This is a genomic window from Rothia nasimurium (genome assembly GCF_049068285.1).
In the GTDB taxonomy this organism is placed as follows: Bacteria; Actinomycetota; Actinomycetes; order Actinomycetales; family Micrococcaceae; genus Rothia; species Rothia nasimurium_I.
In genome coordinates this window covers 210,224-224,785 of sequence record NZ_JBLKPV010000004.1, presented here as the reverse complement: position 1 = coordinate 224,785, position 14,562 = coordinate 210,224, and the positions used below count along the sequence as shown (strand labels likewise).

At 63.2% G+C, this 14,562-nt stretch carries 12 protein-coding genes; 3 read left to right on the top strand and 9 right to left on the bottom strand.

The genetic code is table 11. From position 1 onward, the window contains the following. Positions 1–83: 83 nt before the first annotated feature. From ACMXX3_RS05620 to ACMXX3_RS05610, 3 genes are read right to left on the bottom strand one after another with little or no spacing between them, the layout of a single operon-like run. Entirely contained in the window at positions 84–1,892 is a 1,809-nt protein-coding gene (locus ACMXX3_RS05620) for a hypothetical protein (RefSeq protein WP_421083763.1), read from the bottom strand. Positions 1,893–1,911: 19 nt separating this feature from the next. Then, positions 1,912–3,750 carry an HSP90 family protein gene (locus ACMXX3_RS05615; protein WP_421083762.1) on the bottom strand — a complete coding sequence of 613 codons (1,839 nt, stop codon included), beginning with the start codon at positions 3,748–3,750 and terminating at the stop codon, positions 1,912–1,914. Between the two features lie 4 nt (positions 3,751–3,754). Further along, positions 3,755–4,228: a YbjN domain-containing protein gene (locus ACMXX3_RS05610; RefSeq protein WP_421083761.1), complete on the bottom strand. Its 474-nt coding sequence runs from the start codon at positions 4,226–4,228 to the stop codon at positions 3,755–3,757. Positions 4,229–4,380: 152 nt separating this feature from the next. On the opposite strand from ACMXX3_RS05610, the gene ACMXX3_RS05605 reads away from it, so the two are divergent. Further along, on the top strand, positions 4,381–4,854 hold the full coding sequence (locus ACMXX3_RS05605; RefSeq protein ID WP_421083760.1) for a nucleotidyltransferase family protein: 474 nt from the start codon (positions 4,381–4,383) through the stop codon (positions 4,852–4,854). Beyond that, positions 4,851–5,174: a DUF86 domain-containing protein gene (locus tag ACMXX3_RS05600; protein ID WP_421083759.1), complete on the top strand. Its 324-nt coding sequence runs from the start codon at positions 4,851–4,853 to the stop codon at positions 5,172–5,174. The genes ACMXX3_RS05605 and ACMXX3_RS05600 overlap by 4 nt, the downstream gene beginning before the upstream one ends. A gap of 143 nt (positions 5,175–5,317) precedes the next feature. On the opposite strand, the gene ACMXX3_RS05595 is transcribed toward ACMXX3_RS05600, so the two are convergent. The 4 genes from ACMXX3_RS05595 to ACMXX3_RS05580 form a co-directional block, all read right to left on the bottom strand. Then, a complete protein-coding gene (locus ACMXX3_RS05595) occupies positions 5,318–7,903 on the bottom strand; it encodes a YhgE/Pip family protein (protein ID WP_421083758.1) in 2,586 nt (861 codons plus the stop codon). A 50-nt stretch (positions 7,904–7,953) separates the two neighbouring features. Further along, the gene (locus ACMXX3_RS05590; protein WP_421083757.1) at positions 7,954–8,562 is read right to left on the bottom strand and encodes a TetR/AcrR family transcriptional regulator; all 609 of its coding nucleotides are present in this window, start codon (positions 8,560–8,562) and stop codon (positions 7,954–7,956) included. A 234-nt stretch (positions 8,563–8,796) separates the two neighbouring features. After that, a complete protein-coding gene (locus tag ACMXX3_RS05585) occupies positions 8,797–10,824 on the bottom strand; it encodes a hypothetical protein (protein WP_421083756.1) in 2,028 nt (675 codons plus the stop codon). Positions 10,825–10,859: 35 nt separating this feature from the next. Beyond that, positions 10,860–11,462 (bottom strand): hypothetical protein, encoded by a 603-nt coding sequence (locus ACMXX3_RS05580; RefSeq protein ID WP_421083755.1) that lies wholly within the window; start codon positions 11,460–11,462, stop codon positions 10,860–10,862. A 241-nt stretch (positions 11,463–11,703) separates the two neighbouring features. Here ACMXX3_RS05580 and ACMXX3_RS05575 point away from each other — a divergent pair, with 241 nt between their 5' ends. After that, positions 11,704–12,711, top strand: coding sequence for a TPM domain-containing protein (locus ACMXX3_RS05575; RefSeq protein WP_421083754.1), 1,008 nt, complete (start codon positions 11,704–11,706; stop codon positions 12,709–12,711). A 94-nt stretch (positions 12,712–12,805) separates the two neighbouring features. Here ACMXX3_RS05575 and pdxT read toward each other — a convergent pair whose 3' ends face one another. Together pdxT and pdxS are read right to left on the bottom strand one after the other, a co-directional pair. Then, positions 12,806–13,441: a pyridoxal 5'-phosphate synthase glutaminase subunit PdxT gene (gene pdxT / locus ACMXX3_RS05570; RefSeq protein ID WP_421083753.1), complete on the bottom strand. Its 636-nt coding sequence runs from the start codon at positions 13,439–13,441 to the stop codon at positions 12,806–12,808. Positions 13,442–13,443: 2 nt separating this feature from the next. Further along, on the bottom strand, positions 13,444–14,349 hold the full coding sequence (gene pdxS, locus ACMXX3_RS05565) for a pyridoxal 5'-phosphate synthase lyase subunit PdxS (protein ID WP_237201160.1): 906 nt from the start codon (positions 14,347–14,349) through the stop codon (positions 13,444–13,446). Positions 14,350–14,562 lie beyond the last annotated feature (213 nt).

Sequence of the window (14,562 nt, the reverse complement as noted above, 5' to 3'; positions counted from 1 at the left end):
GTGCAAATAACCTGATGGTTGAGAGATATGGTAGAACCCTGCTAGTAGTTCTTCAGTCAGGTTATGTCGGTGGTAGATCAGTGTTAGGGCTCCATGAGCTCAGCCAGCAGGGCTTCGATGCGGTGCTCCTGGCCGGTTTCCCGCAGGGTGTCCAGGGCAGAATCCAGGGCGGCGGCCGCTGAAGTGGGCAGGTGGGCGTCCTTGAAGATGTCCCGGGCGGTCAGAAAAGCCTGGATTGCGGCCTCAAAATTACCCCGCTCATGCTCCACCTCGCCCATGAGGACGCGCAGGTTGGCAGCCTGGCGCGGGTAGCCCAGTTCCAGGTAGGTGGTGGCAAGCTCCCCCAGCAGGGCCTCGGCGGATTCTTCGGCCGGGCCCCCGGCTGCAATCAGGCGGCCGGTGAGCTCCTGGGCCGCCAAGAAGAGAAGCAGGCTTGCCTGGTTGTGCGGGCCAGAATCAGTAACAGTAAGGGCCTGCTCGGCCCGTTCCAGGGCCAGGGAAGCGGCGTCTACTACCTCATCGAGTTGCCCGGTTTTTTCGGCGGCCAGGCACCAGAGTCGCACTGTCTCTACCAGGTAGGCCGGGTCAGCGTCCTGCCCTGCCAGCAGGGCGAAAGCCCCGGCAAAATCCCCGATCCCCAGTAGGTCTTCGGCCTCGGCGAGCACAGGGTCGGCGGGTTCTGAAAGGACGGCCGCGCCCCCGGTGAGGGGCTGGGGGGAGGATGGCGCGGGGGCGGCACTAGTGCCAGGGTCACCTGCCCCGCTGGGAAGGACCAGGGGTGCCAGGGCCGGGGCCTTCGTGGCGTCTTCGAGGTTTTCGGTGAAGCGGGTGTTGCCTGCCCGGCGGTCGAAGGCCGCCGCGAGGGGGCGGGCTTCGGCCAGGGCCCAGTCGTAGAGCTCCCGGAGGGTTTCACGTGAAACATCGGTTTTCGGGTTGTTTTTCTGTCCTCCACCCGGGCCAGCCCCCTTGGCACGGTAGGGTGACAGGCCGGTGGGCATATCCCCGTGCTCCTCTAAGGCCCAGGCTAAACCTGCAACGATGTAGCGCAAAAAGTTCCGGTTATCCCCCGGATCCCCGGCCAGGGCCAAAGACCGTTTGCCGTGATCAGCCAGGAGCTTGAAGGCTCTCTCAAGGAGGCCGCCCCGGGCTAGCACTTCAAACTCAACCCCCAGGTCGTCCGGGTCATACTGGTCGCGGGTCGCTTGGGCCCTCAGTAGGTGCCGCCCAGCGTCCTCCCCCCGGCCCAGGTGCAGGTAGGCGACCGCCAGCTGCCGGTGGGACGAGGAGGGCTCACGGTTGCAAAAATCTTCGGTGGGCGGGCCCATCTCAACGGCCCGCTCAAAGTCACCGTCGACCACATAATCGCGCAGAATCCCGCCGTGTTTGCAGGAGCCGCAGTCCATCTCGTCCTCACCGTGGGAGAGCCAGCGGGCCCGCCATTCTTCTGCCTCTTCATCCCGGCCAATGTGGGCAGCCCACATGTATTCGGCCCTGTCAGGGGCGGTATCGCCTAGCCCGGCCAGTCGGTAGCGTTTCCGCATTTCATCAAGGAGGCCCCTGGCCTGGGCCTGAGAAATCTGGGGCCAGGCGGTGATGTCACCGGCGATCCACTTGAACTGCCAGAAGAGCACGTTGGTGGTTTCGGCATCAAAGTATTCAGGGTGGGCATCCCACAGGCGCAGGAGCTTGGAGAAGACGGCAAAGGAGGCCGGACTGGGCTGCCCAAAGACATAGGCCTCGATTAGGGCCAGGTAGGCGGCGGGGAGGGCCGGGGCCGGGCCTTCCTTTTCGAGGGTGCGGACGATGTGTTCGGCAGCGGCGGTACGGGCGGTACCCAGGGGCATCCCCCGGACACTGTCGATTTTACGGTGGGCTTCGTCAATGGACCACACAGTGTTCTCCCTTGTAGTTCTAGGATTCTGCGCGGAGGGCGCTGTCGAGTAGGGTAGCGAGGCTATCGCTGAGGAGGCGGGTTTCAGCCCCGTGCAGGCCCTCCCCGGCCAGCATGAGGGCCGAGAGGTAGAGGGTGGTGAGCCCCGGTTCGAAGGCAGGGTTGTGGGGCTGGTGGAGCAGGCGGCGAACGTTATCGTTGGTGTCGTTGAGCACCAGGGTGCGGGTCGGCTCTGCCCGCTCCTCGGTGAAGGCCCCGAGCAGGCCGCTAAAGACGTCGTCGGCAGCTTCAGCTTCGGTGGCCAGATCGCGGGCCCGTTCCGCCTCGGCGTCGCGGAGGAGGACGGCAGGTACGTCGGCCGGGTCAAAGGCCCGCAAGAGGACGCCGCAGTCGTGCTCAGCCAGGACGGCGCGGGCCCGATCCAGCCCGGCCAACACCTCAAATTCGCGGGCCATATCGACCGGGGTGAGGGTCTGGGAGACGTCAGAGCTGGTGAGCTCAGCGACCTCCCAGGACGGGCGGGTAGCCAGCTTAGCGAGGAGGTCAGCGTCGTAGACGTAGCCGCCATTGACGACCCAGAGCCCCTGGGCGCGGGCAACCGGGGCAATCCGCCGGTAGGCCTCGGTGGTGGGGGTGTAGAGGATACGACCGGCCTGTTCGGCCACGTCAGCGAGGGTCGCTGGCCCGCCGGTGGTTTCAAAGGGCAGGGCGCGGGCTACGACGTCGAGCATGTCATCGCTGGCGAGGGCCACGGCGCGTAGGGCCAGGGAGTGGGTCTCGATAAAGCGCAGGCTTTCGGGGCTGGGTTCGGCCAGGGTGGCGGTAATCCAGGCTTTGAGCTGCTCGCCGATAGCTTCGCGGGTGAGCAGGAGGATTTCGTCCTCCCGCAGCTGCTCGCGGGAAGCCGTGGGGGTCAGGGCCTCGGAGTTGACGACGGCCCGCACGAAGAAGGCCCAGTCGGGTAGGAGGGTGTCTTCACGGGTGCTGACCAGCATGTTCTTGACGTAGACGCGGTGGCGGCCAGAGCCGGGGGACACCGCCTGGGGTAGGACGTAGGCAACCCCGCTGGTGCCGGTAGCCGGTACGTCCAGGTCAATGGTGGCCAGGGGGTTGAGCCCCAGGGTTTTGTCGGCGTAGGTTGCCAGGGCCAGGGCGCGTTCGTGCTGGTTGGGCTGGCCGGGTTCGGTGCCGGACGCCGCCCAGGGCAGGGTGTGGTGGGAGATCCGGCGGGGCACGCGGCGGCTGCCTGCCGTGACCATGACCGACACCTCTACCGGCAACATATCAGCGTAGTCCCTAGCCAGGGTTAGGATGGTTTCTTCAGCCACCCAGTGCTCAGCGTCGCGGCGGGCCTTGAGGCGGATAGTGGTGCCAACCTCGGTGCCGGGGCCGGTGCCGTCCTGCTGGGGGGCCAGCTCTTTCACCTCAAAGGTGCCGTCAGCGTGGCCGACCCACTGTACCGGGGAGGAGCCGGGCCGGGCGCTCAGGGAGGTCACCTCAATCTGGTCGGCAATAAGGAAGCAGGCCAGCAGGCCAATGCCGAACTGGCCCAGGTACTCGGCCCGGCCCTCGTTGAGCACCTCATCCCGCTTGGAGGTGCGGCCAATCGTGGCCAGGAACTCTTCAGCCTGCTCGGCTGTCAAACCTACCCCGGTGTCGGTAATGGTGACGCCGGTGCCGTCCTCCCAGGGGTCAAGGACGACGCGCCCCGGGGCTTGGGGGTCAAGCTCCCGGCGGGCGGTGATAGCGTCCACCCCGTTTTGAATGGCCTCGCGCAGGTAGACCTGGGGGCCTGAATACAGGTTCTTCGACAGCAGCTCAACCAGGCCACCTAAATCAACCTTAAACCGCTCTGACATGCGCTTAGTCCCCCTCGGTGTCGAAGGTTGAGGCTACCGCGTCGAAGTATTCCAAGGAAGTCTGCACGGCCGCTTTCAGGTGCTCTTCAAGCTGTTGGGTCGTCACCCCGCCCGCATAAACCATCGACAGCTCGGTGGGGAGCACCAGGAACCCACCCTGCTCCCCCTCCCGCACCGCATGAACAAGGACCTTGGGGAAGAGATTCTGCTGGTTCCAGTAGTTGGTGAACTCAGCCAGCGGCCCCGCCATATCCAGGGGGAAGGTGCCCCGGTAACTGCCCCGGACACTAAAAAGGCACCCGGTGGGAAGCTCCGTGAGGGTGTAGTAGAGGTAGCCTTGCGCAAAGTGCACGACGGCAGTGCCTGCCTCGTCGATTTCAGGGTTGAGCTCTAGGCGGTTGAGGGCTTCAAGGACGCGGTCGTCCGTCAGCGGGGCAGGGGCAGTAGCCAGGGGCTGCACGGTATCAAAGTAGCCCATGTTTCCTCTTTCGACGGTGGAAGGTAACGGCAGGGACTTCTCTATCCTATAGGTTCAGGCAAAGGTGGGGTTGGGGTGGAGGACGGATGTGGACGCTGAGATCTGTCGAGACCGCCCTACAGATTGCTGATAGCATTTGCTATCTTAAAACTATGGATACCGTGCAGTTAGCCCGGGAGGCTCACACCGCCCAGCAAAAGATAGAAGAAGGACGCCAGCAGCTTGTGAACGCTGTACGTTCGGCTTATCGGGCGGGCATGTCACAGCGGGCTATCGCTCAGGTTGTTGGACGAAGTCAACCAGAGGTCTCCCGTATCATTCATTTTCACGGAACCTCACCTCACGGCCGCGTTCTCAGAGAGCGCCGGGCAGAGCTCATAGACTATTTCGAAGAACACGGGGTAGATAACGTAAGGGTCTTTGGGTCTGTAGCAACTGGCCAAGATAAACCCACATCAGATATCGACCTGCTTGTCACAGCGCACAAGCCGCTCGGCTTACTCGCACAGAGCCGTTTGCAGGCTGAAGCTACACAGATTCTGGGCGCCCCCGTTGATATTGTTTTTGACCACGCGATTCGCCCTGATGTGCGTGACCGAATTGTGAATGAAGCGGTGCTCTTATGAGCAGAACAGTTCAAGAGATACTCGATGAATCCCTACTGCATCTTGACTACGTGCAAAGATATGCTGAACGAGACTTAGATGACTCTCTTGTGCTCGATGCTATTGCCCTGAGGCTCTCTGCGGCCATTGATGTGCTCAACCGGTTGCCAGGAGCTATTAAGGATGATTTATTCGGGGCAACCTGGCCACTTATGTATGGCATGAGAAATAGAATCGCTCACGGTTATGCCCTGATCGATAGTGCCATGGTTCAGGTAACTGTTACCGAGGAAATTCCTAATCTCATTGCCATCATCACCGCATATAGGCAGAGCCTTTAATCCTCTACGCCCCTTCGCTCCTACCTCCGGGACGATACACCGGGGACAGAAACGAACTGCGGGGTTTCCTTCGAGATGCGGAAGGAAGAACCGCATCTCGAAGGAAACCCCGCAGTTGGCAGAAGGACGGACGCCGGGCGGGGCTAGGCGCTCGCCAGGGCGTTGCGGCGGGCCTGGCGTTCTGCCTCAGTCTTATCCTCGCGGCGGTGGCGGATCCAGATGCTCAGGGCGGTGCCCGCAACAGCCAAGGCAATCCAGCCCAGCAGCCAGGCGATACCTGACGTCAGGCCGATAGAACCGCCAGCGATCAGGGATCGGAAGGCTTCTAGGGCATGGGTCAGCGGCAGCCAGGGGTGGATAGCCTGCAGGAAGGCTGGGGCAGTCTCAATCGGGTAGGTACCGCCCGCCGCACCGATCTGCACCACGGTCAGAATCAGGGCGATGAAACGGCCGGGGGCATCCAGCAGGGCAATCAGAGCCTGGTTGATGGCCAGGAAGGTGATGGAGGTCAGGACGGCAAAGCCGGTCAGGCCCCAGAAGTTCCTCTCTTCAATGCCCACCCAGTAGTGGATAACGGTAGACATCACCGTGCCCTGAACAATACCCATGAGGAGCACCGGCACCAGGGCCCCGCGCAGGGTCCGCAGGCCGGAGTGACCGCCGCGGGCGAACTTGCGGGAGATAGCCGGGTACATCATGAAGTAGGCAATCGCGCCAACCCACAGGCCCAGGGTCATGAAGTAGGGGGCCAGACCGTGACCGTAGGTGGATACCTCGTTCAGGCGGGTCTTTTCAATGGTGACGGGGTCGCTAGTCACTGCACTCAGTTCACTGGCCTGGTCAGTGGTGTAGCTGGGAACCTGCCCTACGGCCTCCCCCAGGGAGGTTGCCAGCTGGGTGTTGCCGTCCTCTAGCTCGTTCAGGCCGCTGGCCAGGGAAGAGGCCCCGTCTACGGCTGAGCCTGCCCCCTCATCGAGGCTGGCAGCCCCGCTAGCTAGGCTGCTTGCCCCGTCGCTTAGGCTGCTAGTGCCCTCGGCCAGGGTCTGGGCGCCGTCCTTGAGGGTGGCTGACCCGCTGGCCAAGGAGCTGGTGCCCTCAGCCAGGGTGCTTGCGCCGGAGGAGAGGGTGCCGGTGCCTTCAGCCAGGGTGTTCGCCCCGCTGGCCAGTTCACCGGTGCCTGAGGCGAGCGAAGCGGCCCCATCGTTGGCTTGAGAAATAGCGGTGACTAGGGAGTTCAGGCTAGTGGATAGGGTGCCCGCCTTGCTGTTGAGGGTAGCTGCCCCCTCACTAAGAGTATCTGCCCCGTCCGAGAGGGAGGTGGCCCCGCTAGCTAGCTGGCTGGCCCCGCTGTCTAGGGCGGACGCCCCCGCCGCCAGCTTGGTCAGGCCACTTGAGTCGCTGCCCACCAGGGTATCGGCCCCGGTTGAAAGCTGCCCGGCGGCTGTATCGACCGCGCTCGCGCCACCGGCAAGGGTGGACGCTCCCGTGTTGAGCTGCTGCAGGGCAGCAAGTTTCTGCTCATCGGTGAGGCTACCCCAGTTATCGATGAGGGTCTGGGCACTGGTGGAGAGCTCCTGGGTGCCCTCGGCCAGGGTGCCTGTAGCGGTATGGAGCTGACCGGCCCCATCGGCAAGGGTCTGGGCACCGGTGACGGCGGCGGCCGCCCCCTCAGAGAGGGAGGTGGCTCCGCTGGCAAGCTGCCCGGCGGCGTCCTCAAGATTCTGGGCTCCGCTGGCCAGGCCGTCCGCGCCGGACGCCAGGGCGCCGGTGCCCTCGGTCAGGGCGGGTAGCTGCTCGGGCAGGGCAGATACCTCAGAGTTAATCTGGTTCAAGCCGTCCGAGAGGGAGGCGGCGCCGCTGGCCAGGCCGTCCGCGCCGGACGCCAGGGCGCTTGCCCCGCTGTTCAGGTCGGTGGCCCCGGACGCTAGGGAGCTAGCGCCGTCGTTCACCTGGCTAGCCCCGTCGGCGAGAGAAGCAGATCCGGTTGCCAGCTCACCTGCACCGCTCTTGACCTGGGTGGCCCCGTCCGCAAGGGTGCTCGCCCCCGAGCTCAACTCGCTACTACCTGACTTGAGATCGGTCAGGCCCACGACCAACTGGTCGGAGCCTTCCTGGGCACTGGTGGAACCCTCAGCCAGCTGGCTGGCCCCGTCCGCCGCCTGCCCCAGAGAATCGTGAATATCGGTAAAGCCCGCGTAGATGTTATTGAGGTACTCGGTGGACACCTGGCTAGCCAGGGTATCGGTGACCGCTGTGCCCAGGGAACTGGCGATATTACCCGAGATGATATTGGAGCCGTCATTGGTGGCGATGGTCAACGTAGCCCTCTGGGCTGCCTCAGCCTCGTTTTCAGAAACTGACGCGACGTTGGCAGAGAAGTCGGCGGGAATGGTCAGCACCGCCTGTACCTCACCCTTTTCGAGCTTGGCCTGAGCCTCATCAGCGCCCATGGTGGACCAGTCAAAGTTCTGCGAGCTGTCGTTGCTCAGCAGTTCATCGGTCAGCTGCTGCCCCAGGCTAAGGGTGTCGCCGCTTGCTGTGGTGGCTGGGGCGTCCTCATTCACAATCGCCGCCGGAACGGCATCAATCGTGCCCGTAGGGTCATAGTTCGACCAGGTCAAAATGCCTGAGTAAATCGAGGGAATAATAATGACGGCCAGCAGCACCAGGTACTTCATGGGGCTGAACCTGTCGTGGAGTTTGGGACGTTTAGCGCGCGTCGACGGCACGGGATTCCACCTGCTTTCAGGGTGTAGGGGCAGTAAAAGTAAGGGGCGGGCTAGGAGATAGCTGCCTGCATCATCTGGGCCAGGCGCTCGCCGGTGGCTTCTGCGGTGTGCTCGCCGGTGAAGTCAGTGGCTAGCCAGTGCACGGCGAGCCAGGCGACTCCGGCAGCAACGAACTGGGCGTAGTTGCTGGTCAGGCTGGGGGTTTTGGCTGTGAAGCGTTCGGCGACAGCCGGGCGGCTGAGGAACCGGTGGCTGAGGAAGTCGATGAGTTCGGTGACCAGGGAGGAGTTACCTGAAAATGCCAGCACCCTGCGGTAGAAGACGGCGTCGGCCTGGAGCTGCTTGAGCAGGTTGATGCTGACCTCGCTGGTGAAGACCGCAACGGACGCGCCGGGGTCAGCCGGGAGTAGGGAGTCGAAGGCGGCACTGAGTTTGGTGAGGGCCGCGGCGTGGACGAGTTCGTGCACGTCGGTGAAGTGCTGGTAGAAGGTAGGGCGGCTGACCCCTGCCGCCTTGACGAGCACGGTGATACTGAGATTGCCGGGGTCGCTGGTGCTGAGGGCCTCGGTGGCAGCTTCGATGAGGGCTGCGCGGGAGCGGACCGGACGCGGGTCGGCGGCGCGGGCGTCCTCTGCGGCGGGTGCCGGGATGGGGGTCATGGGTTTTCCTCTGCCAATAGTTTTTCTTACAAATGTAAAGTTTACATCTGTAAGAAAAATTGGCAAGTAGGCTGGCGTGGAAACGAACTGCGGGGTTTCCTTCGAACTGCGGAAGGAAGAACCGCATTTCGAAGGAAACCCCGCAGTTGGCAGAAGGACGGACGACGGCGCCGCCCGGCAAAAATAGCCAGGGCGGCGCCGTCCTTGGGGAAAGAAAACGGAAGCTGGGCGCTTCTACCAGTTCATCACTTCGGACTCAACGCCCATAATGATGCGGTCAGCGTCGCGTCCTTCGCGCAGGAACTGGGTCATGCGGTCAGGGGCGATCGCAATGCAACCCCAGGACTGGTAGGCAGCCACACTCGCGGCGGCCCCGGAGTAGGGGATGGTGTGCAGCATGATGGCAAAACCTGCGGTGCCTGAGGGTACGGAGCCGTCCAGGTTGCGGTTGTAGTTGATCATGAGGCCCTGGCGGTAGTCGCCGCGGGTCATGTAGTTCCACATGTTTTCGTTGGGATAGCCCAGGGCGCCGTTTTCGATGTACCTGTTGTAGTACCAGGTGTTGCGGTCGCCGCCCCAGCGGGAGTTACGGTTGATGGTCTTGTAGTCGCTGAAGCCGCTGCCGGGGTTTGCGACGCCGAAGGGGGTGGAGAGGCTGAAGGAGCCGGTGGGGCTGTAGGCGCCAGCGGTGTTGCCGGTGACGCCAGCGGGCAGAAGCTCACCGGTCTCGTAGTCGCGGATCCGCTTCCAGGGGGCCAGGAACCCGCTCTCACCAAAGGCGGCGGGGGTGCTCCACTTGAGGGTGTACATGCCGTGGGTGTTCTGGCAGGAGTAGAACATGCCGTGGGAGCCCACCGGGTCGTTACGGTAGGCGGAGTAGCGCGGGGCGAGAGCCAGGGCTACCTGGCGGGCCCCCTGGGCGGAGTATTTGGAGCGGCCATTGTTGAGGGCGTGGCACTTCTGGGCCTGGTGGCCGTGGGTACCACCGCCGTAGTTGTCCCAGGTAATGACGCCGAACTCGTACTTTTGGTAGCAGCGGCCGTTGGAGCAGGTCTCAGCTGAGGTGGGGAAGCCGTAGCGGCGAGGGGTGTCTACCCCGCCCGCACGGAAGTTCCCGTTGGACGCCCAGTAGCTGCCGATAGCACCGCCGAAGTAGACGTAGTGGGTGCCGGTGCCCCAGTTGGTCCAGTAGATGCCGCCGTCCTGACGGGTGGGGCTGTAGAAAAGCTGTTCGGCGGCTTGCCCGTTGTGGTGGGAGATTTCGTCGCTGACGGGAATGCCGTAGCTGGATTTCATGCCGCCGGCTGCCAGCCAGGTGCTGCGGATTGCGCCGAAGAGGCCGTGGGTGCCGTAGCCCGGTGACCATACCACCGTGCCGTGTTGGAAGTCCTGGTAGCAGGAGTTGTGGATGAAGCCGCATTGTTCATCGCTGGTGGGGTAGCCGTAGGCGCTACCGGCGGCACCCATGCGGTTCCAGAGGTTGCCAATGGCTCCGCCCAGGTTGACGTAGTGGGTTCCGGTTCCCCAGTTGGTCCAGTAGATGGCGCCTGCTCGCCCTGCGGGGGTGAGGAAGCGCTGTTCAACCGCCTGGCCACCTGACCGGGCAATTTCTTCGGTGGAGGGGATGCCGTAGCCGGAGGTCATGCCGCCAGCGGCTTTCCAGGTGCTGCGGATGGCGCCGTAGAGCAGACGGGTTCCGGTGGACGGCGACCAGACGAGGGTGCCGCGTTCGAAGTCCTGGTAGCAGGAGTTGTGGATGAAGCCACAGGTTTCGTTGCTGGTGGGCTTACCGTAGGGGGCTTTATCGAGTCCTCCATCGGCCTGGTATCGCTGGCCGATGGCGCCGCGCCAGTGCACAGTGTAGGTGGGGTTGGCGGCGGCTGCCGCTATCGGGGTTTCGGTGGCTGCCGCTGGGGCAGCGGGTGCCTGGTTGACAGTTTGTTCGCTGGCCTGCTCTGCAGTGGCGGGGGTTGGTGCCGAGTCTGTGACCGGGTCAAGGGTGGGGACGTCGGTCGGTGAAGGTGCGGCGGACGTGCTGCCTCCACCGGACGTTGCGGGAGCTGTCTGTTCTGTGGTTGAGGCGTTCGACGCGACACCGGGAGCAGACGCCGGGGTGGACGCGGCGCTGGTGGCCGTGCTGGTGCTGACGGACTGCGCCGCCGGGATGGCGGGCGCGGCCTCCTGGGCTGTAGCCGGTGCGACCGCCCAGCTGAGCCCTGTGAGCAGGGTAAGTGAGAGGGCAAGTCCCTGGGTGAGTTTCATGGTGTTCTTTCTCATCGGGTGCGTGTGTGGTGCGGTTAGAAATCTGTTTGAACCGTAAGGGTTTGGGTGGGCTCAAGGGGGTTGAGCAGGGTGATGGACAGGACGCTGGGGGCCTGGTCGGTGGGGAAGAAGAGGGTGAGTTCTTGGCTCTTTCCCGGTTCGATGATCCCGTAGGTGGTTTCGGCTCCGTCGCTGGTGAGGGCGAAGCCGGTGACTTCGGTGCCGTCGTCGAGCTTGAGGGTGGGGAAGCTGAGGGGAGCGGCGTCGATGGCCTGGTTGGAGGTATTGGCAATTTTAAGGTTGACCTGGACGCCTGCGGTGCCGGCTAGGGTGCGGCCAGCGGGTTGGCTGAGTTCAGCCTGACGGGCGTCGGTGATGTCAATGCTGATGGCGTCGAAGCTGAGGGTGGCGGTATCTGCTGGGGCGCTAGCGTCGGTGCTGGCATCGGTGGACGGTGCAGCGGCTTCGGAAGTAGCTGCCTCGCTGGATCCGCTGGTGCTTGCGCTTGAACTGGCACTCGCACTGGTGGACGCGCTGGGGCTGGGAGTGGAGGGGGCAGTGCTGGACGTGCCGCTACAGGCGCTGAGGGCCAGTAGGGTAAGTGCGGTTAGGGTTGCCCGAAGGATGTGGGTGCGCATGGGGTTCCTCTGGGTGGTGCGTATGTTGTTCTCATTGTAGGACGTGAGCTACGAGATAGCTCCGAACATACGCGAGTTGCGGGGTTTCCTTCGAACTGCGGAAGGAAGAACCGCATCTCGAAGGAAACCCCGCAGTTGGCGGCAGGGGTGGGCTATCGGAAGGAGACACCTACAGCAGGCTTGGTATTCTGGTGTTGACGGGTAAAGAGGCCTGTCACACACCACAAGGAAGGATGCAGCAGTGATCCACCCGCTCGATGTCAGAAGCACCCAGCCCGGAAGGCTCTTTCGCAGATTCCTTACCCTGCCCGCGCTAGCGGCGGCGGGCGTCCTCACTTTTGCACCCCTTGCCTTCGCACCGGCCCAGGCAGCAGACCTGCCTGCCGCCCCGGCCTCCGGCAATATTCGGGACGACGCCAACCTGCTCACCGATGCCCAAGAGGACAGCCTCAACGACCTCATCGACCAGAAAAACCGCGGCACCGACCGCGCCCGCTTCGCGATCTACACCACCAGCCAAAGCCCCGCTGACCTACCCGCTTACGCCACCGACCTGGGCAACGCCTGGGGCGTCGGCGATCAAGGCAAAGATAACGGTGCTGTGCTGGTCATTGATATGGAGGGCCGCGAAACCTTCATCGCGGTTGCCGACGGCGCCGGGGACTACATCAGTGACTCCGAGGCAGAAACCATCGCCAACGACGTCCTGGGCCCCTACCTGACCGAGGGCAACTATGCTGCCGGGCTTGAGGCTACTATCGACGAGGTCTACACGGCAGCAGAAACCGAAAGCACCGACAACAGCCTTGTGATCTGGGGTGTTGCAGGAACCCTGGGTACCGTTGCTGCCATCATTGTCGGGTGGATTGGGCTTGACTATCGCAAGGTCAAGCGGGCTGCCGAGGACGAGATGCGCCGGGCGAAAGAAGAAAACCCCGGCCTGAGCATTCCCGATGAGATGCGCCGCGACTACATCAAATACCGCTACGCCAACCGCACCGCCCCGGCAGACCCCGACCAGCGCGAGGCTGAGCTGGCTGAATACGAGGCGGAAACCAAAGAAACCTACACCCGCTACGCCCCCACTTTCAACACCTGGCTACCCCTCTACGCAACCATGCCCCACCTCTACTCGGGTACTAACTTCGTACCGGAAAGCTCGGACGCCTCAGGGGCCAGCTTCTCGGGCGGCTCATCCTTCGGCGGTGGCGGGGGCTTTAGCGGTGGCGGGGGAGGCGGCCGCTTCTAGCCCCCAGCCCCGTCTCGACACAACGAAAACTTCACCCGCATGTTTTGTGAACCTGTAGGTGAAGTTTTCGTCTATCGCAGGGGTGAAGATTGGGTTAGGACGCTCCTGCCCGGCTGGCTAGGTCCAGCAGGGCCCGGTGCACGGTGGTGTCGCCGGTGAGTTCCGGGTGAAAAGAGATACCCAGCAGGTGGCCCTGCTGCACCCCAACGACCTGCCCGGCGTGACGGGCCAGGACGGTGACGTCCGCCCCCACCCGGGTAACAATAGGGGCACGGATGAAGGCAGCCTTCACTGATACCTGCCCGCCTGCATCGGTAAGCTGACCGGAGCCGTTGGCCCCGGCTTCACCCCAGATCAGCTCGGTTTCTGCCGAGTCAACCTGGGAACCAAAGGCGTTACGGCGCACGGTCACATCCAGCAGACCCAGGGTCTGTTGGTCGGCGGCCGGGTCCTCAATCTCACGGGCCAGAAGAATCAGCCCAGCGCAGGTTCCCAGGGTCGGCAGGCCGCCCGCAATAGCCTCAACCAAGGGTTGACGCAGGCCAAAAATCCTAGTCAGCCGGTCAATAGTCGTAGACTCCCCACCGGGAAGCACCAGAGCATCTAGATTTTCTAAGTGCTCCGGACGCTTGACCCAAACCACCTGCGCCCCCAGCTCCTCCAGCAGGGACGCGTGCTCAGCAACCCCACCCTGAAGGGCAAGGACGCCTACAACAGGGCGAAAAATCATTTTTACCAGCCACGCTCCGCCAGGCGGTGCGGGGCAGGTAGGTCTGCCACATTGATACCCACCATAGCCTCACCCAGCCCACGAGAAGCGTCCGCAACAGCAGCCGGATCATTATAAAAAGCGGTAGCCTTCACAATAGCCTTGGCGCGGGCCTCAGGATTACCCGACTTAAAAATGCCAGAGCCAACGAAAACCCCGTCCGCACCCAGCTGCATCATCATGGCCGCATCCGCCGGGGTCGCCACACCACCGGCAGTGAAAAGGACAACCGGCAGCTTGCCAGTCTCGGCCACCTCACGCACCAGCTCGTAAGGGGCAGCAAGCTCCTTGGCCTTGACGTAAAGCAGGTCGGGGGCAGTGGCGTGCAGGGCCTGCAGCTCAGCGATCTGGGTCTTAATAGTGCGAATATGCTTGGTGGCCTCAGAGACATCACCGGTGCCAGCCTCACCCTTAGAACGGATCATAGCCGCACCCTCGGTGATACGGCGCAGGGCCTCACCCAGGTTGGTAGCACCGCAGACAAAGGGCACCTTAAAGGCGTGTTTGTCGATGTGATTGACATAGTCAGCAGGGGAAAGCACCTCGGACTCATCAATGTAGTCCACCTTGAGGTGCTCAAGAATCTGGGCCTCAACGAAGTGGCCGATCCGGGCCTTAGCCATAACGGGAATAGAGACAGCGTCAATGATTCCCTCGATCATGTCGGGGTCGCTCATGCGGGCCACGCCGCCCTGGGCGCGAATATCGGCGGGGACGCGTTCGAGGGCCATGACAGCCACGGCGCCGGCGTCCTCAGCGATTTTTGCCTGTTCGGGGGTGACGACGTCCATGATGACGCCACCCTTGAGCATGTCGGCCAGGCCGCGCTTGACGAGGGGGGATCCGGTAATGGTTTTGTTTTCAGTCATGGTTTCTAGGGTGCCCCGAAAGGGTGGACTAACAATAGAGCCAATTTATTGCAAAGTTTTTAGACCATGGGCGGGTTGTTTCTGGGGGCGGCGGTGGGCGGGGTTGTGTCCCCTACCGAGTCTTTTGGGGACAAATGGGGGACAAATTAGGGGACAGACCTGTGGGTAAAGGGGGTGGATGCTGGCTTGTTGGGACAGTTTTTCAGAGTTTTG